Genomic DNA, 24,725 nt, shown 5'->3' with positions numbered 1-24,725 from the left:
CCAGGACCTGCCGGGAGGCACGGCACCGGTCACCGACGACGCTGCGGACGCGCAGTCTGCCGCGCCCGTCACCGCCTCGATCACCACCCTGGGCGTGCGCGGCGAGGAGCGCGAGGACTTCACCAAGGCGGAGAGCAAGCGCCTGCGGCGTCGCTCCTCGCCCTGCTCGGTTCCCTCGCGGCTCCGCTGAAGCTCCGCCTGGTGCTGCTCGGGATCGTCGTCGTGGTCTCCACGGCGGGCACCGTCGCGGGTCCGGCGCTCATCGCGTGGGGAATCGACAACGCCCTGCCCGCGGTGATGGACCAGAACGACTGGGTGCCGGCGTTCGGCGTCGTCGCGACGTACATCGTCGTGGCCGTCCTCGGCGCGGTGCTCACCGCCTGGTACACCGTGCTCGCCGCCCGGATCAGCCAGGCCATCCTGTTCGACCTGCGCAAGCGGGTGTTCCTGCACACGCAGCGGCTGTCGCTCGAGTTCCACGAGACCTACACGTCCGGCCGGATCATCTCCCGCCAGACGAGTGACCTCGACTCGATCCGCGAGCTGCTCGACTCCGGGCTGAACCAGCTCATCCAGGGCGTGCTCTACATGGTGTTCACCGCCGTGGCCCTGGTGCTGCTCGACCCGACGTCGGGGCTCGTGCTCGCGGTGTCGCTCGTGCCGCTCTGGTTCCTGATCCGCTGGTTCCAGACGAACTCGCAGACGCTGTTCCGCGCCACCCGCGTCACCTCGGCACGCGTGATCGTGCACTTCGTCGAGACGATGACGGGCATCCGCGCCGTGCAGGCGTTCCGCAAGGAGTCCCGCAACAAGGACGAGTACGGCGGCTTCGTCGAGGACTACCGGCTGGCGAACACGAAGGTGTTCAACCTGTTCGGGACGTTCGACCCGGTGCTCGTGCTCATCGGCAACGCGACCCTCGCCGCGGTCGTCATCGTCGGTGGCTTCCGGATCGTCGGCGGGACGCTCGAGGTCGGTGCGCTGCTCGCGGTCGCGCTGTACGCCAAGCGCTTCTTCGACCCGGCGCAGGAGCTCGCGATGTTCTACAACGGGTACCAGTCGGCCTCGGCGGCGATGGAGAAGATCTCCGGCGTCCTCGAGGAACGGCCGAGCGTGCCGGACCCGGTGAAGCCGACCAAGCTGGCCGACGCCACGGGCAAGATGGACTTCGACGAGGTCGTGTTCGCGTACAACGCGGGCAAGGTCGTGCTGCCGGAGTTCGACCTGCACATCCCCTCGGGGCAGACCATCGCACTCGTCGGGTCCACCGGCGCCGGCAAGTCGACGCTCGCCAAGCTCATGGCGCGCTTCTACGACCCGTCGCAGGGATCCGTGCGGCTCGACGGCGTGGACCTGCGCGACCTCGACACGAAGGACATGCGCCGCGCGATCGTCATGGTCACGCAGGAGGCCTACCTGTTCTCCGGCACGGTCGCCGACAACATCGCGCTCGGCAAGCCGGGGGCCTCCCGCGCCGAGATCGAGGCGTCCGCCAAGGCGGTGGGCGCGCACGAGTTCATCATGGCGCTCCCCGACGGGTACGACACCGACGTGAACAAGCGCGGTGGTCGTGTCTCGGCGGGACAGCGGCAGCTGCTCTCGTTCGCGCGGGCGTTCATCGCGGACCCGAAGGTGCTCATCCTCGACGAGGCCACGGCGTCGCTCGACATCCCCTCGGAGCGGCTGGTGCAGGAAGGGCTCGAGACCCTGCTCGCCGACCGCACCGCGGTGATCATCGCGCATCGCCTGTCCACCGTCGCGATCGCCCACCGCGTGCTCGTGATGGAACACGGGAAGATCGTCGAGGACGGCACCCCCGCCGACCTCATCGCGGGTACCGGGCGGTTCGCCCAGCTGCACGCGGCCTGGCGCGACTCGCTCGTGTAGGACGCGGCCGGGCTGCACCACGTGGTTGGCTTGCTCCATGAGCAACGACAGCGTGCAGCCCGGCGGCGTCGCCCTGCGTGACCCCTTCTACGGCGCGCCCTTCACCGAGGCCGTCCGGCGGTTCTGGCGGAAGTACACCGTGTTCACCGGTCGGGCCTCGCGTGCCGAGTTCTGGTGGTGGTGGCTGACGTCGCTCGCCATCGGACTCGTGCTGCAGCTCGTCCCGCAGGCGTTCACGCCGGACACCGCGCTGTTCGAGAACCCCGTCGGGTCCTACCTGTTCGTGCTCTGGGGCCTCGCGACCCTGATCGGGTCGCTCGCCCTCGGCGCCCGACGGCTGCACGACGCCGGCCTGTCCGGCTTCTGGCAGTTCCTGTACGTCGTGCCCGGCATCGGTTCGCTCGTCGTGTACGTGCTGTGCCTGATCCCGACGAGCCCGAGAGGCGAGCGCTTCGACCGCTGACGGCCGACGTCCGCGGGCGGCGCGTCAGAACGGGTCGTCCGCATCCGTGGACGGCGACCAGCGGGCACGACGCATGTCGAGCCTCCAGGCCGCCGTCCCCTGCACGATCGGCGTGCCCTCCGCGCGGTAGTGCTGGAGTGCACGGGCCTCGTGGTGCAGCGGCGGGTGCCCACCCGCGCGCACCACACGCCACCAGGGCAGGTCGGCGCCCTCGTGCGCCATCACCTTGCCAACCGCACGCGACGCGCGTGAGCCGAGCGCCGCGGCGACGTCGCCGTACGTCATGACGTGACCGGACGGGATCATCCGGACCACCTCGGCCACCGCCGCCCCGAAGTCCTGCTCCGGCGCGGGGGCGTCGTCCTCGGGCACGTCGTCGGGAAGTACTAGAGCGTCAGGACCGCGAAGTGGTCGCCGTACTGGGTCTCACGGACGACCTCGAAGCCCACGGCGCGGAAGAACGCCTCGGGGCTGTCGTCGCCACCAGGCTCGTACACGACCGTCAGGCGTTCCTGCCCACGGCTGCGGGCCTCGTCCGCCAGGCCGTGCACCGCGAAGCGGCCGACGCCGCGACCCTGCGCGGTGCCAGCGACGTTGACCCGCCAGATGGCACTGCGCAGTTCTTCCTGCGAATTGTCGGCGTCGAACGAACCGATGATGAGGCCCAGGACCTCGTCACCGTCCAGGACCACCCGGGTCCACGCGGAGCTCGGCTTGACGTCGGACTCGGCGACCCCGTAGGTGGTCGGCTGCACGAACTGTTCCTGCCCCGGCTTGAGCGTCAGGGAGTTCGCCGCGGCAGCGGTCTTCGCGGAGAGTTCTTCGAGACGCAGGTCGGCCATGCGGCCAGGGTAACGGTGCGACCCGTGTGGGGCCAGCGCGGACGGGAGACCGAGACCGCACCGTTGCCGCGGTATGGTCGCGGAATGGCAGAACATCGGCGTGGAGCGAACCTCCCGTCGATCGGCGGGTTCAACCGCACGGTCGTGCTCGATGCCGTCCGACGCTCGCCGGACGGCCTGAGCCGTGTCGAACTCGCCTCGCGAACGGGCCTCAGCGCGCAGACGGTGTCGAACGTCACCCGGTTCCTGATCGAGGCGGGCATGATCGTCGAGTCCGGCACCGTCGTCGCCGGTCGGGGCAAGCCGCGCACCATCCTGCGGCTCGAACCCGGCAGCCGCTACGCCGTCGGCGTGCACGTCGACCCGGCCGTCGTCACCTACGTGCTCCTCGACCTGGCCGGCACCGTCGTCGCCTCGTCCACCACCTCGACCCCCACCGCGGACGACCCGTCCGAGGTCGTCCGCACCATCGGCTCGGCCGTCGACGGCCTGATCGCCGACGCCGGCGTCGACGTCGACGGGGTGCTCGGCATCGGGATCGCCAGCCCCGGCCCCATCGACGTCGACGCCGGCATCGTGGTCGACCCGCCGTTCCTGCCCCGGTGGCGGGACGTGCCCCTGCGCGACGCGCTCGCCGAGGCGACCGGCTACCCGGTGCTGCTCGAGAAGGACGTCACGGCCGCCGCGGTCGGCGAGATGTTCCTGGCGGGGAGTCGTCGGCACGGAACTTCGCGTTCGTGTACTTCGGCACCGGTTTCGGCGTCGGGCTCGTCGTCGACCACGAACCCGTGCGCGGCGTCGGGTCGAACGCCGGGGACGCCGGGCACATCATGGTCGACCAGCGATCGCTCGCCGGCACCCCCGACGGGTCCGGCACCCGGGGCGAGGTGGGTGCGGCCGTGGCGCCGGACCGGCTCGTGCGGATCGCGCGGGAGCGTGGGGTGGCGTTGTCCGGCGACGGCGACGGCGACGGCGATGCTGCTGGTGTGGTCTCGTCCGATGGAGCGGTCGATGCGGTGAACCGCGCGTGGGACGAGCTCGCCGAGGCCATCGTCGCCGGAGACGAGGCCGCGATCACCCTCGCCGCCGAGGCCGGCACCGTGATGGGCGACGCCGCGGTCGTCATCGTGAACCTGCTCGACATCGACCGGGTCGTGTTCGGCGGACCGTTCTGGTCGCGCATCGCCAGTGCCGCGCTGCCGGCGGCCCGCGCAGCGATCGTCGGGTCGCCGTTGCTCGTCCCGAAGCACGCGGTCGACGTGGTCGAGAGCGACCGCGGTGCCGACGTCGCCGCGGTGGGAGCCGCGTGCCTGGTGCTCGACGCCGCGTTGTCACCGCGGGCGAGCGGGCTGCTCATCCGCCGCTGACATCGAACGTTGCGACGTCGAGCGCTGCGACGTCGAGCGTTGCGGCGCCGCGCGACACCTGTCGTTCACCGGGCGGCCACCGGTCGGATGCCCGGGTGCTGAACAGTCGTGCAGGTCTCCCCTCCTCCCGAGAAGGACCTGCATGCGCACTCCTGCCCTGCGCCCCCGCTCCGTGCGGCTCGGTGCCACGATCGTCACCGCGCTGGCCCTCGGCGCCGGCGTCGTCACTGCCAGCCCGGCACTCGCGACCGTCGGTGACGACGACCCGAGCGTCGGCGCCGCCGCTCGGAACGGCCTCGTCGTCAACGAGGTCGAGTCGAACGGCGACGACACCGACTGGGTCGAGCTGAAGAACACGTCGTCGGCGTCGATCGACCTGACCGGTTACGCGTTCCTCGACGACGACAGCACCCACGACGCGTACGTCCTGCCCGCCGGCTCGACGATCGCCCCCGGCGGGTACTTCGTCATCGACCAGCTCTCGGCCACCGCACCCGGGTTCGACTTCGGGCTCGGCGGCGCCGACACCGCGCAGGTGTACGACCCCGCCGGCGACCTGGTGCTGCGGTACTCGTGGACGAGCCACGCGGTCGTCACGTACGGCCGGTGCGCCGACGGGACCGGTGCGCTGATCGACACCACCGCGCCGACGAAGGGGGCCGCCAACGACTGCTCCTCGCCCGTGCGCATCAACGAGGTCGAGTCGCAGGACGGCACCCCCGGCGACTGGGTGGAGCTGACCAACGTCGGCAGCGCCACGGTCGACCTGGGTGGGTACGTCCTCAAGGACAGCGAGGACGACCACGCGTACACGATCCCCGCCGGCACGACCGTCGCGGCCGGGGGCTTCGCCGTCCTCGACGAGGCGGACTTCGGCTTCGGCCTCGGCAAGGCCGAATCCGCCCGGGTCTTCGATCCGCGGGGTGCGCTGGTCGACTCGTACTCGTGGACGGCCCACGCTGCCGCCACGTACGGCCGCAACCCGGACGGCACCGGCGACTTCGCCGACACCGCCGAGCCGACGAAGGGCACCGCGAACCGGTTCGCCGGAGTCGTCACCGCCGAGCCCTGGCCCGGCGGCCCGGACGAGACCGTGCTCGACGACGAGGACACCTTCACCGGTGACCTGAGCGGCATCGACTGGACCACCTCGAGCACGTCCGAGGACGGCCAGCTGTGGGCCGTGCAGAACGGCGACGGCCTGCTCTACCACCTGGCCTCGGACGGGCGGGGTGGCTGGGCACCGTCGAACGCCGCGGGCACGGACCTGCGGTACGCCGACGGCACGGGGACCCCGGACGCCGAGGGCGTCACCGTCACGAGCGACGACCCGGGCGCCGTGTACGTGTCGACCGAGCGGGACAACGACGTGTCGAAGACCAGCCGTCCGTCGGTCCTGCGGTACGCCACCACCGACGGGTCCGAGTCGACCCTGCGCGCCACCGACGAGTGGGACCTCGCCGCCGACTTCCCGGGACTCGGTGCGAACGCCGGTCTCGAGGGCGTCACCTGGATCCCGGACTCGTGGCTCACCGAGCACGGCTTGGCCGACGAGCACACGGGCGCGGCCTACGCGCCGTCGACGTACGCCGGACACGGCGAGGGGCTCTTCTTCGTCGGTGTCGAGGGCACCGCGAGCGTGTACGCGTACGCCCTGATGGCGGACGGTTCGTCCCAGCGCGTGGCCACCATCGGGTCGCCGTTCGCGGTCGTCGCCGACGTGCAGTTCGACCCGACCCTCGACGCGCTCTGGGTGGTGTGCGACGACGCCTGCGCCGGACGCACCGCGCTGTACGAGCTGACCGACGGCGCCTTCACCGCCGCGAAGGTCTTCGAGGCACCGTCGAACGCCGACCGGACCTTCGCCAACGAGGGCTTCGCGATCTCCGGCGTCTGCACCGACGGGGAGCGCGCCACCTTCTACGCCGACGACAACGACACGGACGGGTTCTCGCTCCGCACGGGGACGTACCCGTGCAACGGCAGCGGCACCGACCCGGGCACGGACCCGGGCACCGACCCGACGCCGACGCCGACGCCGACGCCTGCTCCGGGTGACGGTGGATCGACGCCTGCGCCGACCCCCGGGACCGGTGGACCGACGCCGACGCCGAGCCCGTCGCCGGCCGCTCCGATCGCCCCGGTGGCTCCCTCGGAGACCGACCTGACCGACGCGAACCGTGGGAGCGTCTCGGCGCCGTCGTCGGCTCGTGCGGGGAGACCATCACCGTGACCGTCGGCACGCAGTACGCGGGGGACGTCGTGAACGTCTGGCTGTACTCGACCCCGACGCTGCTCGGCACCGTGACGGTGGCCGCCGACGGCACGGTGCGCGTCACGATCCCGGCCGATGCTCCGGCTGGCGAGCACCGCATCGTGGTGACCGCTGCGGACGGCACGGTGCTGGGCTGGACCACGATCACCATCACCGCTGACGGGCAGCTCGCGTTCACGGGCGCCGAGGGCCTCGGTGCCGGTGCGCTGGTCGCGTTCCTGCTGATCGCCGCGGGTGCGGGTGTGCTGGTCGTCCGTCGTCGCACGGTGGCGGCTGCGGAGTAGCCCTGGGCGCGAGTCCCAGGCGGACGGGAGGCCCGTGGCCAGGCCGCCACGGGCCTCCCGTCCGCCCTGTGGGCGCGTCAGCCGTCCGTGCGCAGCGTGCTCGAGTGGTCCTGACCGGGGATCGCGTCCTTCGTGGTCCAGCCGTACCAGCGGTCGCCGATCTCGGCGACCGCGCGGCCGTCGCCGCACGTGACCAGGCCCGTCGTGGGCAGGTCGTCGGGCAGGAAGTCCGCCTCCATCGCCGGGCCGCCGTACGAGCCGTCGAGCTTCGTGCACGCGGTGAGGTCGACACCGTCCTGTGAGGCGAACCGGATGACGTACCCGGGCTGGGAGGCATGCAGTCGGACGTCGATGTCCTTCGCGTCCTCGGGCACCCACTCCGGCATGAAGAACGCCATGTCCTTCGACTCACCGGACCGCGGGGCGTCCGAGTACGTGGCGAAGTGCTTCTGCGGCGTCTTGTTCGGGACGATGTCCTGGATCACGCTGCATCCCGTCGTCAGGAGGAGCGCGGACAGTGCTGCGGCCCCGGCGAGGGCGATGCGGAGGGTGCGGCGGGAGGTGTTCGGGCGCGTGTCGATGCTCATGCACCCAGTCTCGTGACGGATCTCCTGCTGAAACATCACGTGCACACCCGGAATTGTGCGGGGGTTACCCCCACCTGAGGTGCCGAGCCACGCGTCGGTGATCGGCCCGCGCGGACCGCGCTGCCCCCGCAGTAGCGTCGCACCATGAGCATCGACGTCCTCCGGTACACCGCCTTCGCCGCCGAGCCCGGGGGCGGCAACCCCGCCGGGCTGGTCCTCGACGCAGCGGGCCTGACCGACGACGAGATGCTCGCCGTCGCCCGCGAGGTCGGCTACCCCGAGACCGCGTTCGTCGTGGGCGCAACGGCGACGGGCCCGCACGTCCGCTACTTCTCGCCCGCCGCCGAGGTGCCGTTCTGCGGGCACGCGACGGTCGCGCTCGCAGTGGCGCTCGCCGAACGGCAGGGTCTCGGCCGCCGGGTGTTCTCGACGGCCGCCGGCGAGGTCGCCCTCGACGCCACCACCGGCCAGGACGGGGTGGTCCAGGTCGCGATGACGAGCGTCGAACCGGCGTCGCGGGACATCGATCCGGCGCTCCTCGCACGGTTGTTCGAACTGCTCGGCCTCACGGCCGACGACATCGCGCCGGGGTTCCCGGTGCTCGAGTCCTTCGCCGGCAACTGGCACCCGGTGCTCGTGCTGCACGACCGGGAGCTCTTCCACCAGTTCCGCTTCGCACCCGGCCCGCTCGCCGACCTCAAGCGCGAGGCCGGCTGGCAGGGAACGGTCACGGTGCTGCACCGGACCGGGGAGCGCGAGTATGAGGCACGGAATCTCTTCCCCGCCGGCCGCATCACCGAGGACCCGGCGACGGGTTCGGCGGCGGCGTCGACCGGGGCGTACCTGCGCGAGGTCGGCGTCGTCGAGCCGGGGGACCACATCGTCATCCGGCAGGGGCGCCACGTCGGTCGTCCGAGCCTGCTGCTCGTCGACGTCCCGTCGGCCGGCGGGATCACCGTGACCGGGGGCGCGACCCCGATCGCGTGAGCCGCAGCGCGTGGGATGGGAAGCGGAATCGGGCGTACCTGGTCGAAACTTCTGACCAGGTACGCCCGATTCGGCACGGTACGCCCCCAACCACGCGCACGCGACGCGCGCGGCGCGAGAAACTCCTTGACACGGATAAGTCCATACGCTGGACTAATCCTGCGCGCGGGCGATGGAGCCCGCGGATGTCACCCGTGCAAAGGAGCACCGATGAAACGCACCCGCATCATCGCCGGACTCGCAGCCGTGGCCGTCGCCGCGGTCGGCCTGGCAGGCTGCTCAGCCTCGGGGTCCGCCTCGAGCGACACGATCAAGATCGCGTACCAGAAGTTCGGAGCCTTCCAGCAGCTCGACGCCCAGATGAAGGTCGTCAAGAAGGAGTACGAGAAGGACAACCCGGGCAAGAAGGTCACGCTCGTCCCGATCCAGGCCCAGGGCAACGACTACTACACGAAGCTCGCGCTCATGAACAAGGCGCCCGCGACGGCTCCCGACGTCATGTACGAGGACACCTTCCTCGTCAAGGCCGACGCCGAGGCCGGCTACCTCCTGCCCCTCGACAAGTACACGGCGAAGTGGAAGGACTGGGACCAGTTCTTCGACAACGCCAAGCAGGCCGGGCAGGGTGACGACGGCAAGATCTACGGCGTCCCGATGGGCACCGACACCCGCGCCCTCTGGTACAACAAGGACATCTTCGAGTCCGTCGGCCTGCCCGTGCCGTGGCAGCCGAAGACCTGGGACGACGTGCTCGCCGCGGCGAAGACGATCAAGGACAAGAAGCCCGACCTGATCCCGTTCAACATCTACTCGGGCAAGGCGCAGGGCGAGGCGTCGACCATGCAGGGCTTCGAGATGCTCCTGTACGGAGCGGACGGCTCCGGGAACACGCTCTACAAGGACAAGAAGTGGGTCACGGGCTCGAAGCAGTTCGAGGACTCGCTGCAGTTCGTGAAGGACGTCTACCAGGGCGGCCTCGGTCCGACACCGCAGCAGGCGCTCGACACGAACGTCGGCACGACCATCGCGCAGACGTGGCTGCCGAAGGGCAAGCTCGCGATCGACCTCGACGGTTCGTGGCAGTCCGGCACGTGGCTGAAGTCCGGCACCGCTCCGTGGGCCGAGTGGAACGACGTGATGGGTCAGGCGCCGATGCCGACGCAGAACGGTCAGGACCCGGGCTACAACTCGATGTCCGGCGGCTGGACCCTGGCGGTCGGCGCGAAGTCGAAGAACCCGCAGGCGGCGTTCGACTTCATCACGAGCTTCCTCGACAAGGACGGCTCGCTGAAGTACGACACCGAGAACAGCCAGATCGCGGTCCGCAAGGACGTCGCGGACGACACCGCCTACACCGACGCCAACCCGACGTTCAAGTTCTTCTCCGGACTGGTGGAGAACACGAACTTCCGCCCGGCGACGAGTGACTACTCGCAGGTGTCCAACGCGATCCAGGTCGCGATGGAGTCGGTCATGACCGGACAGCAGACACCGAAGCAGGCGGCTGCCGTGTACGACAAGGCCGTCACGCAGGTGGTCGGCAAGGAGAACACCGTCTCGGCTGGTTGACGGACGTCACCCACTGACGGACGGGAGGCGCGGGGCGGCCCCGCACCGCGCCTCCCGGTCCGTCCTTCCCCACCTTCGGAACCCCTCCGCACCCGGAAGGCACCCATCGTGTCCAGCACCCCCTCGCGCCGACGCTGTCGGCGCCCGGTGCGCCGAAGCGCACCGATCCACCCGTGCCGCGCAAGCGGCGGCCACTGCGGAACGTCGGTCGAGCGGTCCCGCTCCTGCCCGCCCTCGTCCTGCTCGTCATCTTCCTGCTCGGCCCCGTCATCTCGTCGTTCTACGGGTCGTTCACGAACTCCGCGCTCACCGGCGCCGGCGCTGCAGACCAGCAGTTCGTCGGCTTCCAGAACTACGTCGAACTGTTCCAGGACCCGGACTTCCCGAAGTCCGTCATCCTGACGGTCGTGTTCCTCCTCGCCTCGGCGGTCGTGGGACAGAACGTGCTGGGGCTCGGCCTCGCACTCCTGATGCGCTCGGCCAACAAGGCGGTCCGCGCGATCGTCGGCACCTTCGTCGTCGCCGCCTGGGTCCTGCCGGAGATCGTCGCCTCGTTCGCCGCGTACGCGTTCTTCAACGACGAGGGCACGCTCAACGAGTTCCTGGGGTCCATCGGCATCAGCGGACCGAACTGGCTCTACACGTTCCCGATGTTCGCCGTGATCCTGGCGAACATCTGGCGCGGTACGGCCTTCTCGATGCTCGTCTACTCCGCCGCCGTGCAGGAGGTCCCCGAGGAGATCACCGAGTCCGCCGAGGTCGACGGTGCCACCGGGTGGCAGCGCCTCGTCTACATCACCTTGCCGGTGATCCGACGGAGCATCTCGACGAACCTCATGCTGACGACGCTGCAGACGCTGTCGGTCTTCACCCTCATCTTCGTGATGACCGGGGGTGGGCCGGGCACGAACTCGTCGACCCTGCCGATCCTCGCCTACCAAGAGGCGTTCAAGTTCTCGCAGCTCGGCTTCGGGACCGCGATCGCGACCATCTTGCTCGTGGTGGGGGCGGTCTTCTCGATCATCTACATCCGAGCCCTCAAGCCGGAGGTGGACTGATGGCCATCACTGCCCCGTCCCTCGACCCGACCACCACCCGCTCGGTGACCGCTCCCGGTTCGCTGCACATGACGTCGCCCCGCGGCCGCACCATGCGGTGGGTGGCGAACATCGTGCTCCTCGTGATCGCGGTGTGCTTCGCGGTCCCGCTGCTCTGGCTCGTCCTCGCCTCGGTCGACACGCAGGCGTCGCTGTCCGTGAAGCTGCCGACGCAGTTCACGCTCGACAACTTCACGAAGGTGCTCACGCCCGAGCTGTCGTTCATCCCACTCGCGAACAGCCTGCTGCTCTCCGGCGGTACGGCGGTCGTCACCGTGGTCTTCGCACTGCTCGCCGCGTACCCGCTGTCCCGCTACAAGATGCGGGTCAACAAGCCGTTCCTGTACAGCATCCTGTTCGGGACCGGCCTGCCGATCACCGCGATGATGGTGCCCGTCTACGCGCTGTTCGTGTCGCTCAACCTGATCGACAACGTGTGGGGCTGCATCTTCTTCCTCGCCGCCACGTCGCTGCCGATGGCGATCTGGATGGCGAAGAACTTCATGGACTCCGTGCCGATCTCGCTCGAGGAAGCAGCGTGGACCGACGGGGCGTCGATGATGACCACCCTGACGCGCATCGTCGTCCCGCTCATGCGTCCGGGCATCGCCGTCGTGTTCATCTTCGTGTTCATCCAGGCGTGGGGGAACTTCTTCGTCCCGTTCGTCCTGCTGCTCTCGCCCGACAAGGTGCCCGCCGCGGTGAGCATCTTCAACTTCTTCGGGCAGAACGGGGCGGTCGCGTACGGACAGCTCGCCGCGTTCTCCATCGTCTACTCCGTGCCCGTCATCGCCCTCTACGTGATCGTGTCCCGAGGCCTCGGCGGCGGCAACGCCCTCGCCGGCGGCATCAAGGGCTGATCTGCTGGCCCCGGCCGGCTCTCTCGAAAGGAACCACATGCACCAGGACGAACCGCTCGTCGAGGCCCGGATCGCCCGCCTCGTCCGCGACCGTGTCGACCCCGCCGTCCACCGCCGCTCGGCGCCGGTGACGATCGAGGCGTGGGAGGTACCGGGCGAGCCGGTGCCGTTCGACTCCGCCGTCCAGCAGGCGTACACACCGTTCACCGTGGGCAGCGCCTGGGGTGGCCGGCCGTGGGGGACCACCTGGTTCCGGATCACCGGCACCGTCCCCGCCGACTTCGGCACGGCGCCGGGCACCACCGCGGAGCTGCTCGTCGACCTCGGGTTCACGAAGCGGCACCCGGGGTTCCAGGCCGAGGGACTGGCGTACCGGCCCGACGGCTCCACGATCAAGGGCGTCGAGCCGCGGAACGACACCGTGCCGGTCGAGGTCGGTGCCGGGGAGTCGTTCGAGCTGTACGTCGAGGCCGGTGCGAACCCGGACATCGGCGGCGACTCGTTCCAGGGCGCGACGCCCCTCGGGTCGCGCTCCACCGCGGGTGACAAGCCGATCTACCGGGTGCGCGCCCTCGAACTCGTCGAGCGCGACGACACCGTGTGGGAACTGCAGCAGGACTTCTGGGTCCTGCGCGGCCTGATGGCGGAGCTGCCCACCGACGGCACCCGCGGCGCGGACATCCTGCACGCCCTCGAGCTGGCAGCGGACGCCCTCGACCCCGACGACGTCGCGGCCACCGCAGCCGATGCCCGCGAGGTCCTGGCACCCGTGCTGGCCGTCCCCGCGAGCGCCGCGGCACACCGGGCGATCGCCGTCGGCCACGCCCACATCGACTCCGCGTGGCTCTGGCCGGTGCGCGAGACGATCCGCAAGTGCGCCCGCACCTTCTCGAACGTCCTCGACCTGATGGACCGCGACCCGGACTTCACCTTCGCCTGCTCGTCCGCGCAGCAGTACGCGTGGATCCGCGACGGCTACCCGTCGATCTGGGCCCGCATCAAGCAGCGCGTCGCCGAGGGCCGGTGGATCCCGGTCGGTGGCATGTGGGTCGAGTCGGACACGAACCTGCCCGGTGGTGAAGCGCTCGCCCGACAGTTCGTCGCCGGCAAGCGCTTCTTCCTCGAGGAGTTCGGCATCGACACCCCCGAGGCCTGGCTGCCCGACTCGTTCGGCTACTCCGGCGCGCTGCCCCAGATCGTCCGCGCCGCCGGCTCGAAGTGGTTCGTCACCCAGAAGCCGTCGTGGAACGAGACGAACGTCATCCCGCACACCTCCTTCCACTGGGAGGGCATCGACGGCTCGCGCGTCCTGACGCACCTGCCGCCGGCCGACACCTACAACTCCGACGTCTCCGCCGCCGACCTGCACCGCGGCGAACGGAACAACAAGGAGCGCGGGGTCGCGAACACCTCGATGCTGCTCTACGGCTTCGGTGACGGCGGCGGTGGACCCACCCGCGAGATGGTCGCCGCAGCCCGACGCCAGCACGACCTGGACGGCTCGCCGCGCGTGCAGCTCGGCACCCCGGCGCAGGTCTTCGAGGAGCTCGAACGGGTCCTGCCGACCCCCGGCGTGTGGTCCGGCGAGATGTACCTCGAGTTCCACCGCGGCACCTACACGTCGCAGATCCGCACGAAGCAGGGCAACCGCCGCTCCGAGCACCTGCTCCGCGAAGCCGAGCTCTGGGCGTCGACCGCGGCCGTGCGCCTCGGGCTGGACTACCCCTACGAAGAGCTCGAGCGCGCCTGGCACACCGTCCTGCTGCAGCAGTTCCACGACATCCTGCCGGGGTCCTCGATCGCCTGGGTCTACGAGAACGCCGAGGAGAACTACGCGCAGATCGCCCGGGTGCTCGAGGGGCTGATCGGCAACGCGACGACCGCGCTCGCGAACGGGGCGCTGCGGCGCTCGCCGGGGTCGGGGCCTCGTCGTCGACGGCCGCCGGCGGCAGCAGTGCGCTGCTCGACGCGCCGTCCGGCGGCGACACCGTCGGCGGTAGCGGCTCGTCCGGGAACGTCGTGCGCTTCAACGCCTCGCCGGTCGCGGCAGGGGACGCAACCGCCCTGGGTGGTTCGCTCGGCTCGGAACCCCGACCCGTGCCTCCCGTCCGCTCCGGCGACCACTTCGTGTTCGACACCGGCGTCGTCACGGCGACCATCGACGGAGCCGGGCACGTCGTCTCGCTCGTCGACCGCGCGAGCGGACGCGACGCGATCGCACCGGGTGCGGCCGCTGCCGAGTACACGGTCTTCCGCGACACCCCGAACCAGTGGGAGGCGTGGGACATCGACCGCGCGTACCAGCGCAACGGCACGGTGCTGTCGGCCTCGTCGGTCGCGATCGACGGCTCTTCGCTCGTGGTGGAACGGTCTTTCGGGTCGTCGACGCTCACGACCCGCTACTCGGCCGTCGAGGGCGGGCCGGAACTCACCATCGAGACCGAGGTCGACTGGCACGAGCACCAGAAGCTGCTCAAGCTGGCGTTCCCGCTCGATGTGCGCGCCTCGTCCGCCTCGAGCGAGATCCAGTTCGGCCACATCGACCGGCCGACCCACCAGAACACCTCGTGGGACCACGCCCGCTTCGAGACGTCGGCGCACCGCTGGGTGCACGTCGCCGAGCCCGGGTTCGGCGTCGCGGTGGCGAACGACTCCACCTACGGGCACGACATCACGCGGTCCACGCGACCAGACGGTGGGACGACGACGCTCGTGCGCGAGTCGCTGTTGCGCGGGCCGACGTTCCCGGACCCGAACGCCGACCAGGGGCACCACGTGTTCCGGACGGTGCTGCGGGTGGGGGCATCGGTGCTCGACGCCGCCGACTCCGGCTACCGGTTGAACCTGCCGGTGCGCTCTGTCGCCGGTTCGACCGTTGTTTCGCCGCTGGTCTCGGTGTCGTCGCCGCAGGTGTTCGTCGAGGCCGTGGAAGCTCGCCGAGGACCGCTCCGGTGACGTGGTCGTGCGACTGTACGAGGCCTCCGGTGGTCGGGCGACCGACGTCGGGGTGTCGTTCGGGTTCGACGTCGCTTCGGTGGCGACGGTGGACCTGTTGGAACGCCCGCTGGGGAATTCGTGGGACTCGGGGGAGCCGGTCGTGCTCACGCTCCGGCCCTTCGAGATCGTGACCTTGCGGGTACGCCGGGCCTGAGGCAGCGGGGCCGGTCCCCCTCGGGGAGAGACCGCGGCGCCGGACGGGACACGGGTGCGTTCCGTCCGGCGCCGCCTTGCGTGTGTGCGTGAGCGCTTGGTCGATTCGGGCGTAGGAGGTCGATTCGGGCGTACCTGGTCGAAAGTTCTGAGCAGGTACGCCCGATTCCACTTGGCATCGCGGCCGTTCTGGGAAGGAACGTCCTTCCTCCACAGACGGGCAGGCCTGGAGGCCCGTCCACAGTCCTCGACGTCAGCCCGCTGGGCGCATGGCGGGTCGGGCAACGTCTCCTCCATGAACGAACCGCTGCCCATCCTCCGAGCCTCGGCCACGCGAGAGGCCGGACTCGACGCCACCACCCTGCGCCGCCGGACCCGACTCCAGGGTCCGGGCCGACTCGTCCGGGCAGGCCCGAACGCGTTCGTCGACGGGGCAGCGTGGGACGCGGCCGGGCCACGGCAGCGGTACGTCACCCGCGTGTACGCACGGCTCGGCCGGCTCGGCCCGCGGGCGACGGCATCGCACGACTCAGCGGCCGCGGTGCACGGGCTGCCCGCGCTCGGCGGGTGGAGCATCCCGGTGCACGCCACCGTGCCGGATTCGATGTACCGGGGCAGGACCCCCGAGCTGGTCCTGCACACGAGACCGGTGTCCGGTGCCGAACGGGTCCGGGTCGGCGACCTCGCAGTGACCGCGGTCCCGCGGACGGTGATCGACATCGCGATGACCGGAGACCTGCGCACGGGGGTCGTCGTGGCAGACGCCGCGCTGCGCAACGGGACCGGGCGCGACGAGCTGTGGCGAGCGGTGCACCCGAGTGCTCGCGGGCGGGCGAGGGCAGCGCAGGTCCTCGACCTGGCCGACGGGCGTTCGGGTTCCCCGGCGGAGTCACTCGCGCGCGTGGTCTTCCGCGAGCTCGGGTTGCCTACGCCCGTGCTGCAGCAGGAGTTCGTCGTCGATGGTCGCCGGTCCGCCGTCGACTTCTGGTTCCCCGCAGAAGGCGTCGTCGTCGAGATCGACGGACGCGCGAAGTACACGCAGGAGCGCTACCTCGGGGGCCGCAGCCAGGCCGAGGTGTTCCTCGACGAGAAGCGGCGGCACGGTCGGCTGCTCACCGTGCCGGGAGTCCGGACGATCATCCGGCTCGAGTGGCGAGACCTGTTCGACCTGGATGCGCTGGCGCTCCGGTTCCGCGCCGCGGGGTTGCCCTGCGCGATCCGCCCGGTCCGGAGCGCCCGCCACACCGCAGTCGGTGGGCGTCGGTGAGCCGGCTCAGCGCGTCGTGGTTAGCGTGGCGGCATGGCAGTGCAGGAGATCTGGCTCGTCCGCCACGGTGAATCGCTCGCGAACGTCGCCGCCGCCCGAGCGGAGGCCGCGGGCGACGACGTCATCGACGTCCAGTACCGTGACGCCGACGTCCCGCTCAGCCCGCTCGGCGAGTCGCAGTCGCGGTCGCTCGGGCAGGAACTCGCCGATCGTGGCATCGACGACGTCCCCGTGGCGCTGTGGGTCTCCCCGTACCTGCGTGCGCAGCAGACCATCGAGATCGCGCTCGGGGCCGGCGGACTGGCCGAGCCGGAGAGACGGGTGGACGAGCGGCTCCGTGACCGCGAGCTCGGTGTCCTCGACCTGCTCACTCTGCAGGGTGTCCGGAACCGGCACCCCGACGAGGAACGTCGCCGGCAGTGGCTCGGCAAGTACTACCACCGGCCAGCGGGCGGTGAGTCCTGGGCCGATGTGATGCTCCGCCTCCGATCAGCACTGGTCGACGTCGACCGGATCGAGGGCACCGAGCGGCTCGTCGTCGCGGCCCACGACGCCGTCGTGATGCTGGTCGTGGCGGTGTGCCTCGACCTCGACGAGCCGGCGCTCATGGAGTTCGCTCGGACGCACGCGGTCGCGAACGCCTCGCTCACACGACTCCGGCGCGAACGTGCCGGTGCACCGTGGGTGCTCGAGGAGTTCTCCTCCGTCGGGCACCTCGACGACGACGAGGTCACGGCACACACCGGCCGGAAGGACGACGAGCATGTCCGCTGAGACCGTCACCCCGAACTTCCTGCGGGACTGGCCGCTCCCCGAGCCCGGCGCCGGCAAGTACGGTCGCGGGCAGGTGCTCGTGGTCGGCGGCGCAGCGCGGACGCCCGGAGCCGCGATGCTCTCGGCACTCGCTGCACTCCGGGTGGGAGCGGGGCGGCTCACCCTCGCAGTGGGACGGAGCATCGCGAACGAGGTCGCGGTCGCCGTGCCCGAGTCCGGCGTCGAACCGCTCGACGAGGACGCGGACGGTCACGTCGCCGTCGGTGCCATCGAGGGGATCGCCGCCGCCGCCGCGAGTGCGGACGCGCTGCTGGTCGGCCCGGGGCTCGACGAGCCGAACGGCACCCGTGACCTGGTGGCCGGCCTCGCCGACGTCGTCGGACCACAGGCCACCGTCGTGCTCGATGCGTTCGCCCTCGGGGTGGCGGCCGACGTGCGGGACCGTCTGGAACCGCTCCGGGGTCGGCTGGTGATGACGCCCAACTCCGGCGAAGCCGAACGGCTCCTCGGTCGGGAGGTCAGCGACGACGACGTGGCCGACGCGATGGCGATCGCGCAGCGGTTCGGTGCGGTCGTGGCCCTCGGGGACGCCATCGCGACTCCGAAGGGGCGGAGCTGGATCAAGGGCACCGGCTCCGGAGGACTCGGCACCAGCGGCAGTGGGGACGTCCTGTCGGGTGCGGTCACGGGGCTGCTGGCACGGGGTGCCGATCCCGCGCAGGCAGTGGCGTGGGCGTCGTACGTGCACGCGGCCGCGGGTGATCGGCTCGCGGTGCAGGTCGGCCCGCTCGGTTACCTGGCGAGCGAGGCTCGTAGCCGAGATCCCGCGGGTGCTCGTCGAACTCGGCGCCTGAGCTCACCCGTTCTTTCCCAGGGCGCGCGCGATACCTGATGCTCTCGGGCATACCTGCCCGAAACTTCTGACCAGGTACGCCCGAATCGACCAGGTACGCCGCCCGCCCGCCCCGCGCCCCCGCCCACCCCGCCCCGCTCAGCCCTGCAGCGCCTCCACGGCCTTCGCGATGCGCCGCGCTCGGGTCTCCGGCGCCTTCGCCTGCGACACCGGGTCGGCGAGCGCTCGCTGCCGCGAGTTCGACAGCGTGTCGAAGGCCGCACGGACCCCGGCCTCCTGCAGCGCAGCCGCCAGGTCGTCGGGCAGGTCGATGACCCGGGGCTGCGTGTCGACGACGAGCGTGACCTCGACGGTGTCCCCGGCAGCGATCCCGGCGGACTCGCGGTGTGCTGCGGAGAGCGGCACCAGGAACTGCTCGTCCATGACCCCGACGGTGGACCGGTAGGTGTAGCCGCCGTTGATCGTGACGACCACGGGTGGGCGCTTCCCCGAGCCGAGCGCATCGATCACGGACGACGGGACCGGGAGCCCTGTTGCCGTCTTCCTCGCCAGCAGGACCGTCGTCGTGAACTGCATCCGTGCCTCCAGGCGTGAACCGGAGCACGCACCGAGCGTGCCGCCAGGCGAGATCGTACCGGCACACCCGCTGTTCCGCAGCCGTTCACCGGCGCAGCACGGGCCGGAAACCGGCCGCCTCCACGATCGTCCCGGGCCGAGAACCGCGGCCCGACCCGAAGCACCCGCAGCACCCACCCGAAAGGCACCTCCCGTGCAGCACAAGCGCACCATCGCCGGCATCGCCCTCGCCGCCGCAGCGATCGTCACCCTCGCCGGATGCTCGGCCACGAGCTCGGCCAGCACGACGAAGGACGACACGAACTGGAAGACCGCCACGAGCGCCGAGGCCTCCGGCGGCATGGACGCCCTGGTGAAGGCCGCGAAGGCCGAGGGACAGCTCAACGTCATCGCGCTGCCGCCGTCGTGGGCCAACTACGGCAAGATCATCGACGGCTTCACCAAGAAGTACGACATCAAGGTCAACTCCGCGAACCCGAACGGCTCCAGCGCCGACGAGGTCGCCGCGGTGAAGTCGCAGAAGGGACAGTCCACCGCTCCCGACGTGCTCGACCTCGGCAACGCCGTGCTGCAGGAGAACCTCGACCTGCTGACGGACTACAAGGTCGCGAACTGGAGCGACATCCCGGACACGCTCAAGGAGAAGAACGGCGCCTGGACCCGCGACTACACGGGCCTGATGTCCATCGGCTACGACTCGTCGAAGATCACGGACGCACCGAAGGACCTGACGGACCTGCTCGGCTCCGAGTACAAGGGCAAGGTCTCCATCGCGGGCGACCCGACGCAGGCGAACCAGGCCGCATCGGCCGTGTACCTGGCAGCGCTCGAGAACGGCGGCTCGGCCGACGACATCACCAAGGGCGTCGACTACTTCGGCAAGCTCAAGCAGGCCGGCAACTTCCAGAACGTGCTGCCCACGCAGGCCACGGTCGCCTCGGGTGAGACCCCCGTGGTCATCCAGTGGTCGTACAACAACCTCGCGTGGGGCCCCGCAGCGGGTGCGAGTGGCAACAAGGACTGGAAGACCGTCGTGCCCGAGGGCCAGGCGCTCGGCTCGTACTACTCGCAGGCGATCAACAAGGACGCCCCGCACCCCGCCGCCGCTCGACTGTGGCAGGAGTACATCGCTAGCCCCGAGGCGCAGAACCTCTACCTGCAGGCCGGTGCGTTCCCCGCGACGCTCTCCGCGATGGAGAAGTCCGGCAAGGTCGACCAAGACGCCCTCGACGCCGCCGGCGGTGCGCCGAAGGACTACGTCGAGCTGACCGATGCCCAGGTCGCCGACGCAGCGAAGGTGCTGTCGGCGAAGTGGTCCTCGACCATGGGGTCCTGACCAGCATGACCACCGCATCGGCGGGCGCGCCCGCGCCAGCGGCGAGCGCACCGGCGACGAGCGCGACGAGCCCCGTGCTCCCGACGTCCGCACGAGCGTCCGCCGATGCCACCCGCGGCGCCGGACCCCGTGTCCGGCGCCGTGTCGGCCTGGCGTGGCTCGGCCTCACCCCGTTCGCCGCGTACGTCCTGCTCTTCCTCGCCGTCCCCGCGGTGATCGCGGTCGGCAGCGGGTTCTTCACCGACGCCGGCGCGTTCACCCTCGCGAACCTCGCAGCGTTCGCCGATCCGTCCGTCCTGCGGGCCTTCGGCGGCTCGTTCGGCCTGTCCGCCGTGTCCGCCGTGATCGGCGCCGTCATCGGAGCGCTCGTCTGCTGGGCGCTGTCGGCACTGCGGCCTGACGGGCTCGTCCGTTCGATGATCGACTCGGCCGCGAGCGTCCTCGCCCAGTTCGGCGGCGTCATGCTCGCGTTCGCGTTCATCGCCACGATCGGCGTGCAGGGCCTCGTCACGACGTGGCTGGTGTCCCTCGTCGACGTCGACCGCAACGCGACCGGCGCCTTCCTCTACACGGTGCCCGGTCTCGTGATCCCCTACGTCTACTTCCAGGTGCCGCTGATGGTCCTCACGTTCATGCCCGCGCTCGAGGGCGTGAAGACGCAGTGGGGCGAGGCCGCCGCCACCCTCGGTGCCTCCCGCGCCACGTACTGGCGCCGGATCGCCCTGCCCGTGCTCGCACCGGCGTTCTGGGGCTCGTTGCTCCTGCTCTTCGCGAACGGCTTCTCGTCGTTCGCCACCGCCGCGGCACTCATCTCGCAGGGCGGCATCGTGCCGCTCACGATCCGCACGCAGCTCACGAGTGAGACCATCATCGGTCTGCAGAACGTCGCCGGGGTGCTCGCGTTCGGCATGGTCGTCGTGATGGCGGTCGTGATGGGCGCGTACTCGCTGCTGCAGCGCCGGGCTGCCCGGTGGCAGCGATGAGCGCGGCAACGCCGGTGGGCCCGTCGCGTCCGGCGGCGGTCGCGTCCGCTCGGACGGGAGGCCCGGCTCGCGTCGGCCGCTTCGGCACGGCCCCGTCTCGGGGCGCCGCCACGGCCGTGCTCACGGTCGTCGGGATCGTCTTCGCCGTCCCGCTGGCCGCGTTGGTGCAGTTCACCTTCCGCCAGGGCACCGACGACGGTCTGACCTTCGCGCACTGGGCGGCCATCGTCGACCCGGTCAACGCGTTCACCTACCAGCCGGTGTTCGACGGCCTCGGGGCATCCCTGCTCATCGCCGCCATCTCCGTGGGCATCGTGCTGTTCGTCCTGCTGCCCGCCCAGATCATCACGGCGCTGCGGTACCCGCGGCTCCGCCGCGTGCTCGAGTTCGTCTGCATCGTGCCGATCACGGTCCCCGTCGTGGTGCTCGTCGTCGGCTTCATCCCCGTGTACCAGGTGGTCGCGCAGGTCTTCGGATCCGGCGCGTGGACGCTGGCCTTCGCGATCGGCATCGTCACGCTGCCGTTCGCGTTCCGCCCGATCGCCGCCGCCATCACCGCGACGGACATGACGGTGCTGTCCGAGGCTGCCCGGTCGCTCGGCGCCTCGTGGTGGACGGTCACCTGGAGGGTGCTCCTGCCGAACCTCCGCCGGGGCATCACCGCCGCGTGCTTCCTCACCATCACGGTGGTCCTCGGCGAGTACACGCTCGCAGCGTTCCTGTCCCGCACCACCTTCCAGACCGCCCTCGTGCTCGTGCAGCAGACCGACCCGTACGTCGCCGCGATCTTCTCGGTCGCGGCCCTCGTGTTCGGCTTCGTCCTGCTCGTCGTCATCGGCCGCATCGGGACCGGCCGTCGTGCCGGCCGTGTCCGCACCGTCCGCACCACCCGCGTCAAGGAGTCCGCATGACCGTCACCGCACCGGCAGCCCCGGCGTCCCTCGCCTCCACGGGCGCCGTCGTCGAGCTCGAGGCCGTCGAGAAGCACTACGGCACGCACCGGGCCCTGGCCGGACTGTCGCTCCGAGTCGAACCGGGCGAGTTCGTGTCCCTGCTCGGCCCGTCCGGCTGCGGCAAGACGACGGCGCTCCGAGCACTCGCCGGCCTCGAGGCCATCGACGCCGGAGCCATCCGCATCGACGGCCAGGACGTCGCCGCCACCCCGGTGAACAAGCGCGACATCGGGATGGTGTTCCAGCAGTACTCGTTGTTCCCGCACATGACGGTGCGGCAGAACGTCGCGTTCGGCCTCGAGATGCGCCGCGTCCCCGCCGCCGAGCGCAGGAGCCGCGTCGTCGAGGCGCTCGACATGGTGCACCTGGGCGAGTTCGCCGAGCGCTTCCCCACCAGCTGTCGGGTGGTCAGCAGCAGCGCGTCGCCCTCGCCCGCGCCCTGGTCACGCGGCCCTGCGTCCTCCTGCTCGACGAGCCGCTGTCCGCCCTCGACGCCAAGGTGCGCGTCTCGCTCCGTGAGGAGATCCGCCGCATCCAGAGCGACCTCGGCATCACCACCGTTTTCGTCACCCACGACCAGGAAGAGGCGCTCGCCGTCTCCGACCGCATCGCCGTGATGAACGCCGGCGACATCGAGCAGATCGGCACGCCGGAAGAGCTCTACCGGTCCCCGTCGTCGGCGTTCACGGCGGACTTCGTCGGCCAGTCCAACCGGCTGCAGGGTGACCTGCGCGGCGGCGACGTGTTCGTGTACGGGTTCCGCGTGCCCGCGCTCGACGCCTCGGTCGCCGACGGCCCGGTGCTCGCCTACGTCCGACCGGAGGACGTCGCCTTCGCCCCGGAGGGCACCACCGGCACCGTCGTGTCGTCGAGCTTCCTCGGCTCGATCCGCCGCACCACCGTCCGGCTCGACGACGACACCGTCGTGATCGTGCAGCACGAGGTCGGCGACCGTCGCGCCGCCGGCGAGTCCGTCGCCGTCCGCCTGCTCGGCGCCCCCGTCGCGGTCGCCCCGCTCGCGTGACCGCGACTGCTCGTTCGACGAGAGCGACGGTCCTCGCCGGGCCGGGCACGTTCCCCGGCGAAAGCGACAGTCCCCCGCGGAACGTCGGCGGCACACTGTCGCTTTCGCGGGGTGGGCGCGACCACGGGCGGACGGGCGGACGGGCGGACGGGCGGACGGGAGGCGCGGGGCGGGCCGGCACTCCTCCCTCGCAGGCTCGGTCGGCGCGCCCCGCGTGACGCTGGCGCGTCGCCGCTGAGCGGGACGTGCTCCCGTCCGGTGGGTCAGCGCTGGAAGCGCGCCTCGCGCTCGTCGGACAGGGCGGCGGAGACGCGCGCACGCATGTTCGGGTGCATGTCCGGCAGGGCGTCGAGCCGGGCCCAGAACGCCTCGGTGTTCTCGCCGTCGGCGGGGTTCGGCGTGCCCGAGACGTACCGGCAGGCGAACACCAGGTCGAGGTACTGCGCCCGGTCGCCGTTCGCGTACGTCAGCTCCGGCAGCACCTGCACCCACGCCAGCCGTTCCGCGATGGCGACGACGTCGGCCTCTTCCAGGACCTCGCGTTCGGCGGCGACGGCCGGTTCCTCGCCCGGGTCGATGATGCCGGTGACGGGCGTGAGTGCACCGTTGTCCGCCCGCCGGACCACGAGGAGTTCGCGATCGTCCCCGTCGCCCCGGGTGACCACCGCCGTCACGCCGGTCATCCAGAGGGGATCGGTGCCGATCTTCGAGCGGAGGGACAGGACGAAGTCGGGGGTGGGCATGTCCCCACGCTACCGATCCCACCCTGTCGGAGACTGGTCATGACCAGTAGCATGGGCGCGTGGAGATCATCATCCTGCCCACGCCGGCTGAGGTCGGTCGCGTTGCCGCGGCCAAGATCGCGTCCGTCGTCGCCAAGAAGCCGTCCGCCGTCATCGGTCTCGCCACCGGATCCAGCCCGCAGGGGATCTACACCGACCTGCAGCGCCGGGTCGGTGCGGGCGAGATCTCGTTCGCCGAGGCTCGCGGGTTCGCCCTCGACGAGTACGTCGGCATCCCGCTCGAGCACCCGGAGTCGTACGCCAGCGTCATCGCGCGCGACGTCGTGGCGCCGCTCGGGTTCGACCCCTCGCGGGTGCGGGTGCCCGACGGCCGTGCCGACGACCTCGAGTTCGCGGCGAAGGAGTACGACGCCGCGATCCGTGCCGCCGGCGGGATCGACGTGCAGATCCTCGGCATCGGCGCGAACGGGCACATCGGGTTCAACGAGCCGACGTCCTCGTTCGCCTCGCGCACCCGCATCAAGACCCTGGCGCCGTCGACCCGTGACGCCAACGCCCGGTTCTTCGACTCGCCCGAGCAGGTCCCGACGCACTGCATGACGCAGGGGCTCGGCACCATCCTCGACGCCCAGCAGCTCGTCCTCGTCGCGCAGGGCTCCGCCAAGGCCGACGCGGTCGCCGCAGCGGTCGAGGGGCCGCTCAGCTCGTTCGTCCCCGGTTCGGCGCTGCAACTGCACGAGCACGCGACGGTCGTCGTCGACGAGGAAGCCGCGGCCGGCCTGCAGCTCGCCGACTACTACCGCTACACGTACGCGAACAAGCCGGCCTGGCAGGTGTTCGAGTAGGAC

The 24,725-nt window shown here is 70.9% G+C and carries 21 protein-coding genes and 5 pseudogenes; 21 read left to right on the top strand and 5 right to left on the bottom strand.

The annotated features are described in order from the left end of the window. Positions 1 to 79: 79 nt before the first annotated feature. Positions 80 to 1,887: pseudogene (locus JN350_RS01065) on the top strand (ABC transporter ATP-binding protein). Between the two features lie 37 nt (positions 1,888 to 1,924). Further along, positions 1,925 to 2,350 (top strand): DUF805 domain-containing protein, encoded by a 426-nt coding sequence (locus JN350_RS01060; protein WP_205463286.1) that lies wholly within the window; start codon positions 1,925 to 1,927, stop codon positions 2,348 to 2,350. Positions 2,351 to 2,374: 24 nt separating this feature from the next. On the opposite strand, the gene JN350_RS01055 is transcribed toward JN350_RS01060, so the two are convergent. Both JN350_RS01055 and JN350_RS01050 read right to left on the bottom strand, forming a co-directional pair. After that, positions 2,375 to 2,722 carry an MGMT family protein gene (locus tag JN350_RS01055; protein WP_240347464.1) on the bottom strand — a complete coding sequence of 116 codons (348 nt, stop codon included), beginning with the start codon at positions 2,720 to 2,722 and terminating at the stop codon, positions 2,375 to 2,377. Positions 2,723 to 2,736: 14 nt separating this feature from the next. Further along, complete coding sequence (locus JN350_RS01050; protein ID WP_205463285.1) at positions 2,737 to 3,192, bottom strand: GNAT family N-acetyltransferase; 456 nt, start codon at positions 3,190 to 3,192, stop codon at positions 2,737 to 2,739. 84 nt (positions 3,193 to 3,276) lie between these two features. On the opposite strand from JN350_RS01050, the pseudogene JN350_RS20425 reads away from it, so the two are divergent. The 3 genes and pseudogenes from JN350_RS20425 to JN350_RS01035 all read left to right on the top strand — a co-directional run bounded on the left by JN350_RS20425 (position 3,277) and on the right by JN350_RS01035 (position 7,118). Next, a pseudogene (locus JN350_RS20425) lies at positions 3,277 to 4,559 on the top strand (ROK family transcriptional regulator). Positions 4,560 to 4,701: 142 nt separating this feature from the next. After that, positions 4,702 to 6,792, top strand: coding sequence for a lamin tail domain-containing protein (locus JN350_RS01040; protein ID WP_205463284.1), 2,091 nt, complete (start codon positions 4,702 to 4,704; stop codon positions 6,790 to 6,792). After that, positions 6,789 to 7,118, top strand: coding sequence for a hypothetical protein (locus tag JN350_RS01035; RefSeq protein WP_205463283.1), 330 nt, complete (start codon positions 6,789 to 6,791; stop codon positions 7,116 to 7,118). Before JN350_RS01040 ends, JN350_RS01035 begins: the two co-directional genes overlap by 4 nt. Positions 7,119 to 7,195: 77 nt before the next feature. On the opposite strand, the gene JN350_RS01030 is transcribed toward JN350_RS01035, so the two are convergent. Next, complete coding sequence (locus JN350_RS01030; RefSeq protein ID WP_205463282.1) at positions 7,196 to 7,705, bottom strand: hypothetical protein; 510 nt, start codon at positions 7,703 to 7,705, stop codon at positions 7,196 to 7,198. Positions 7,706 to 7,849: 144 nt separating this feature from the next. Here JN350_RS01030 and JN350_RS01025 point away from each other — a divergent pair, with 144 nt between their 5' ends. The 11 genes and pseudogenes from JN350_RS01025 to JN350_RS00980 all read left to right on the top strand — a co-directional run bounded on the left by JN350_RS01025 (position 7,850) and on the right by JN350_RS00980 (position 18,301). Continuing rightward, entirely contained in the window at positions 7,850 to 8,692 is an 843-nt protein-coding gene (locus tag JN350_RS01025; protein ID WP_205463281.1) for a PhzF family phenazine biosynthesis protein, read from the top strand. Positions 8,693 to 8,902: 210 nt separating this feature from the next. Continuing rightward, positions 8,903 to 10,261 carry an extracellular solute-binding protein gene (locus tag JN350_RS01020; RefSeq protein ID WP_205463280.1) on the top strand — a complete coding sequence of 453 codons (1,359 nt, stop codon included), beginning with the start codon at positions 8,903 to 8,905 and terminating at the stop codon, positions 10,259 to 10,261. A 173-nt stretch (positions 10,262 to 10,434) separates the two neighbouring features. After that, positions 10,435 to 11,319, top strand: a complete 885-nt coding sequence (locus JN350_RS01015) for a carbohydrate ABC transporter permease (protein ID WP_240347462.1) — start codon at positions 10,435 to 10,437, stop codon at positions 11,317 to 11,319. Further along, entirely contained in the window at positions 11,319 to 12,218 is a 900-nt protein-coding gene (locus JN350_RS01010; RefSeq protein ID WP_374114446.1) for a carbohydrate ABC transporter permease, read from the top strand. The genes JN350_RS01015 and JN350_RS01010 overlap by 1 nt, the downstream gene beginning before the upstream one ends. Positions 12,219 to 12,255: 37 nt before the next feature. Further along, positions 12,256 to 14,094, top strand: a pseudogene (locus JN350_RS01005) (alpha-mannosidase); the annotation flags it as partial. 143 nt (positions 14,095 to 14,237) lie between these two features. After that, positions 14,238 to 14,912 (top strand): annotated as a pseudogene (locus tag JN350_RS20420) (glycoside hydrolase family 38 C-terminal domain-containing protein); the annotation flags it as partial. A gap of 114 nt (positions 14,913 to 15,026) precedes the next feature. Continuing rightward, complete coding sequence (locus JN350_RS01000) at positions 15,027 to 15,173, top strand: hypothetical protein (protein ID WP_205463278.1); 147 nt, start codon at positions 15,027 to 15,029, stop codon at positions 15,171 to 15,173. A gap of 1 nt (position 15,174) precedes the next feature. Then, entirely contained in the window at positions 15,175 to 15,369 is a 195-nt protein-coding gene (locus JN350_RS00995) for a glycosyl hydrolase-related protein (protein ID WP_205463277.1), read from the top strand. A 294-nt stretch (positions 15,370 to 15,663) separates the two neighbouring features. Beyond that, positions 15,664 to 16,635 (top strand): hypothetical protein, encoded by a 972-nt coding sequence (locus JN350_RS00990; RefSeq protein ID WP_205463276.1) that lies wholly within the window; start codon positions 15,664 to 15,666, stop codon positions 16,633 to 16,635. Positions 16,636 to 16,668: 33 nt separating this feature from the next. Next, positions 16,669 to 17,409 carry a histidine phosphatase family protein gene (locus JN350_RS00985; protein ID WP_205463275.1) on the top strand — a complete coding sequence of 247 codons (741 nt, stop codon included), beginning with the start codon at positions 16,669 to 16,671 and terminating at the stop codon, positions 17,407 to 17,409. Continuing rightward, a complete protein-coding gene (locus JN350_RS00980) occupies positions 17,399 to 18,301 on the top strand; it encodes an NAD(P)H-hydrate dehydratase (protein WP_205463274.1) in 903 nt (300 codons plus the stop codon). Before JN350_RS00985 ends, JN350_RS00980 begins: the two co-directional genes overlap by 11 nt. A 99-nt stretch (positions 18,302 to 18,400) precedes the next feature. On the opposite strand, the gene JN350_RS00975 is transcribed toward JN350_RS00980, so the two are convergent. Continuing rightward, entirely contained in the window at positions 18,401 to 18,838 is a 438-nt protein-coding gene (locus JN350_RS00975) for a YdeI/OmpD-associated family protein (protein WP_205463273.1), read from the bottom strand. A gap of 193 nt (positions 18,839 to 19,031) precedes the next feature. On the opposite strand from JN350_RS00975, the gene JN350_RS00970 reads away from it, so the two are divergent. From JN350_RS00970 to JN350_RS00955, 4 genes and pseudogenes are all read left to right on the top strand, one after another. Next, positions 19,032 to 20,174: an ABC transporter substrate-binding protein gene (locus JN350_RS00970; RefSeq protein ID WP_205463272.1), complete on the top strand. Its 1,143-nt coding sequence runs from the start codon at positions 19,032 to 19,034 to the stop codon at positions 20,172 to 20,174. Positions 20,175 to 20,179: 5 nt separating this feature from the next. Then, on the top strand, positions 20,180 to 21,157 hold the full coding sequence (locus JN350_RS00965; RefSeq protein WP_240347461.1) for an ABC transporter permease subunit: 978 nt from the start codon (positions 20,180 to 20,182) through the stop codon (positions 21,155 to 21,157). Next, complete coding sequence (locus JN350_RS00960) at positions 21,154 to 22,068, top strand: ABC transporter permease (protein ID WP_205463270.1); 915 nt, start codon at positions 21,154 to 21,156, stop codon at positions 22,066 to 22,068. The genes JN350_RS00965 and JN350_RS00960 overlap by 4 nt, the downstream gene beginning before the upstream one ends. Continuing rightward, a pseudogene (locus tag JN350_RS00955) lies at positions 22,065 to 23,134 on the top strand (ABC transporter ATP-binding protein). The gene JN350_RS00960 and the pseudogene JN350_RS00955 overlap by 4 nt, the downstream one beginning before the upstream one ends. Positions 23,135 to 23,397: 263 nt before the next feature. On the opposite strand, the gene JN350_RS00950 reads toward JN350_RS00955, so the two are convergent. Further along, positions 23,398 to 23,877: an NUDIX hydrolase gene (locus JN350_RS00950; protein ID WP_205463269.1), complete on the bottom strand. Its 480-nt coding sequence runs from the start codon at positions 23,875 to 23,877 to the stop codon at positions 23,398 to 23,400. A gap of 59 nt (positions 23,878 to 23,936) precedes the next feature. On the opposite strand from JN350_RS00950, the gene nagB reads away from it, so the two are divergent. Further along, positions 23,937 to 24,722 (top strand): glucosamine-6-phosphate deaminase, encoded by a 786-nt coding sequence (nagB, locus tag JN350_RS00945; RefSeq protein ID WP_111085323.1) that lies wholly within the window; start codon positions 23,937 to 23,939, stop codon positions 24,720 to 24,722. Positions 24,723 to 24,725 lie beyond the last annotated feature (3 nt).

It is taken from the genome of Curtobacterium sp. 24E2 (assembly GCF_016925595.1).
In the GTDB taxonomy this organism is placed as follows: Bacteria; Actinomycetota; Actinomycetes; order Actinomycetales; family Microbacteriaceae; genus Curtobacterium.
Note: the sequence above shows the minus strand (reverse complement) of the source record. Positions and strands in the feature narration are given on the sequence as shown.

Coding starts and splice junctions, on each gene's coding strand:
- JN350_RS00990 (WP_205463276.1), top strand. CDS start 15,664: ATGAACGAACCGCTGCCCATCCTCCGAGCCTCGGCCACGCGAGAGGCC.
- JN350_RS00960 (WP_205463270.1), top strand. CDS start 21,154: ATGAGCGCGGCAACGCCGGTGGGCCCGTCGCGTCCGGCGGCGGTCGCG.
- JN350_RS01050 (WP_205463285.1), bottom strand. CDS start 3,192: ATGGCCGACCTGCGTCTCGAAGAACTCTCCGCGAAGACCGCTGCCGCG.
- JN350_RS00950 (WP_205463269.1), bottom strand. CDS start 23,877: ATGCCCACCCCCGACTTCGTCCTGTCCCTCCGCTCGAAGATCGGCACC.
- JN350_RS01040 (WP_205463284.1), top strand. CDS start 4,702: ATGCGCACTCCTGCCCTGCGCCCCCGCTCCGTGCGGCTCGGTGCCACG.
- JN350_RS00985 (WP_205463275.1), top strand. CDS start 16,669: ATGGCAGTGCAGGAGATCTGGCTCGTCCGCCACGGTGAATCGCTCGCG.
- JN350_RS01025 (WP_205463281.1), top strand. CDS start 7,850: ATGAGCATCGACGTCCTCCGGTACACCGCCTTCGCCGCCGAGCCCGGG.
- JN350_RS01030 (WP_205463282.1), bottom strand. CDS start 7,705: ATGAGCATCGACACGCGCCCGAACACCTCCCGCCGCACCCTCCGCATC.
- JN350_RS00980 (WP_205463274.1), top strand. CDS start 17,399: ATGTCCGCTGAGACCGTCACCCCGAACTTCCTGCGGGACTGGCCGCTC.
- JN350_RS01020 (WP_205463280.1), top strand. CDS start 8,903: ATGAAACGCACCCGCATCATCGCCGGACTCGCAGCCGTGGCCGTCGCC.
- JN350_RS00975 (WP_205463273.1), bottom strand. CDS start 18,838: ATGCAGTTCACGACGACGGTCCTGCTGGCGAGGAAGACGGCAACAGGG.
- JN350_RS01060 (WP_205463286.1), top strand. CDS start 1,925: ATGAGCAACGACAGCGTGCAGCCCGGCGGCGTCGCCCTGCGTGACCCC.
- JN350_RS01010 (WP_374114446.1), top strand. CDS start 11,319: ATGGCCATCACTGCCCCGTCCCTCGACCCGACCACCACCCGCTCGGTG.
- JN350_RS00965 (WP_240347461.1), top strand. CDS start 20,180: ATGACCACCGCATCGGCGGGCGCGCCCGCGCCAGCGGCGAGCGCACCG.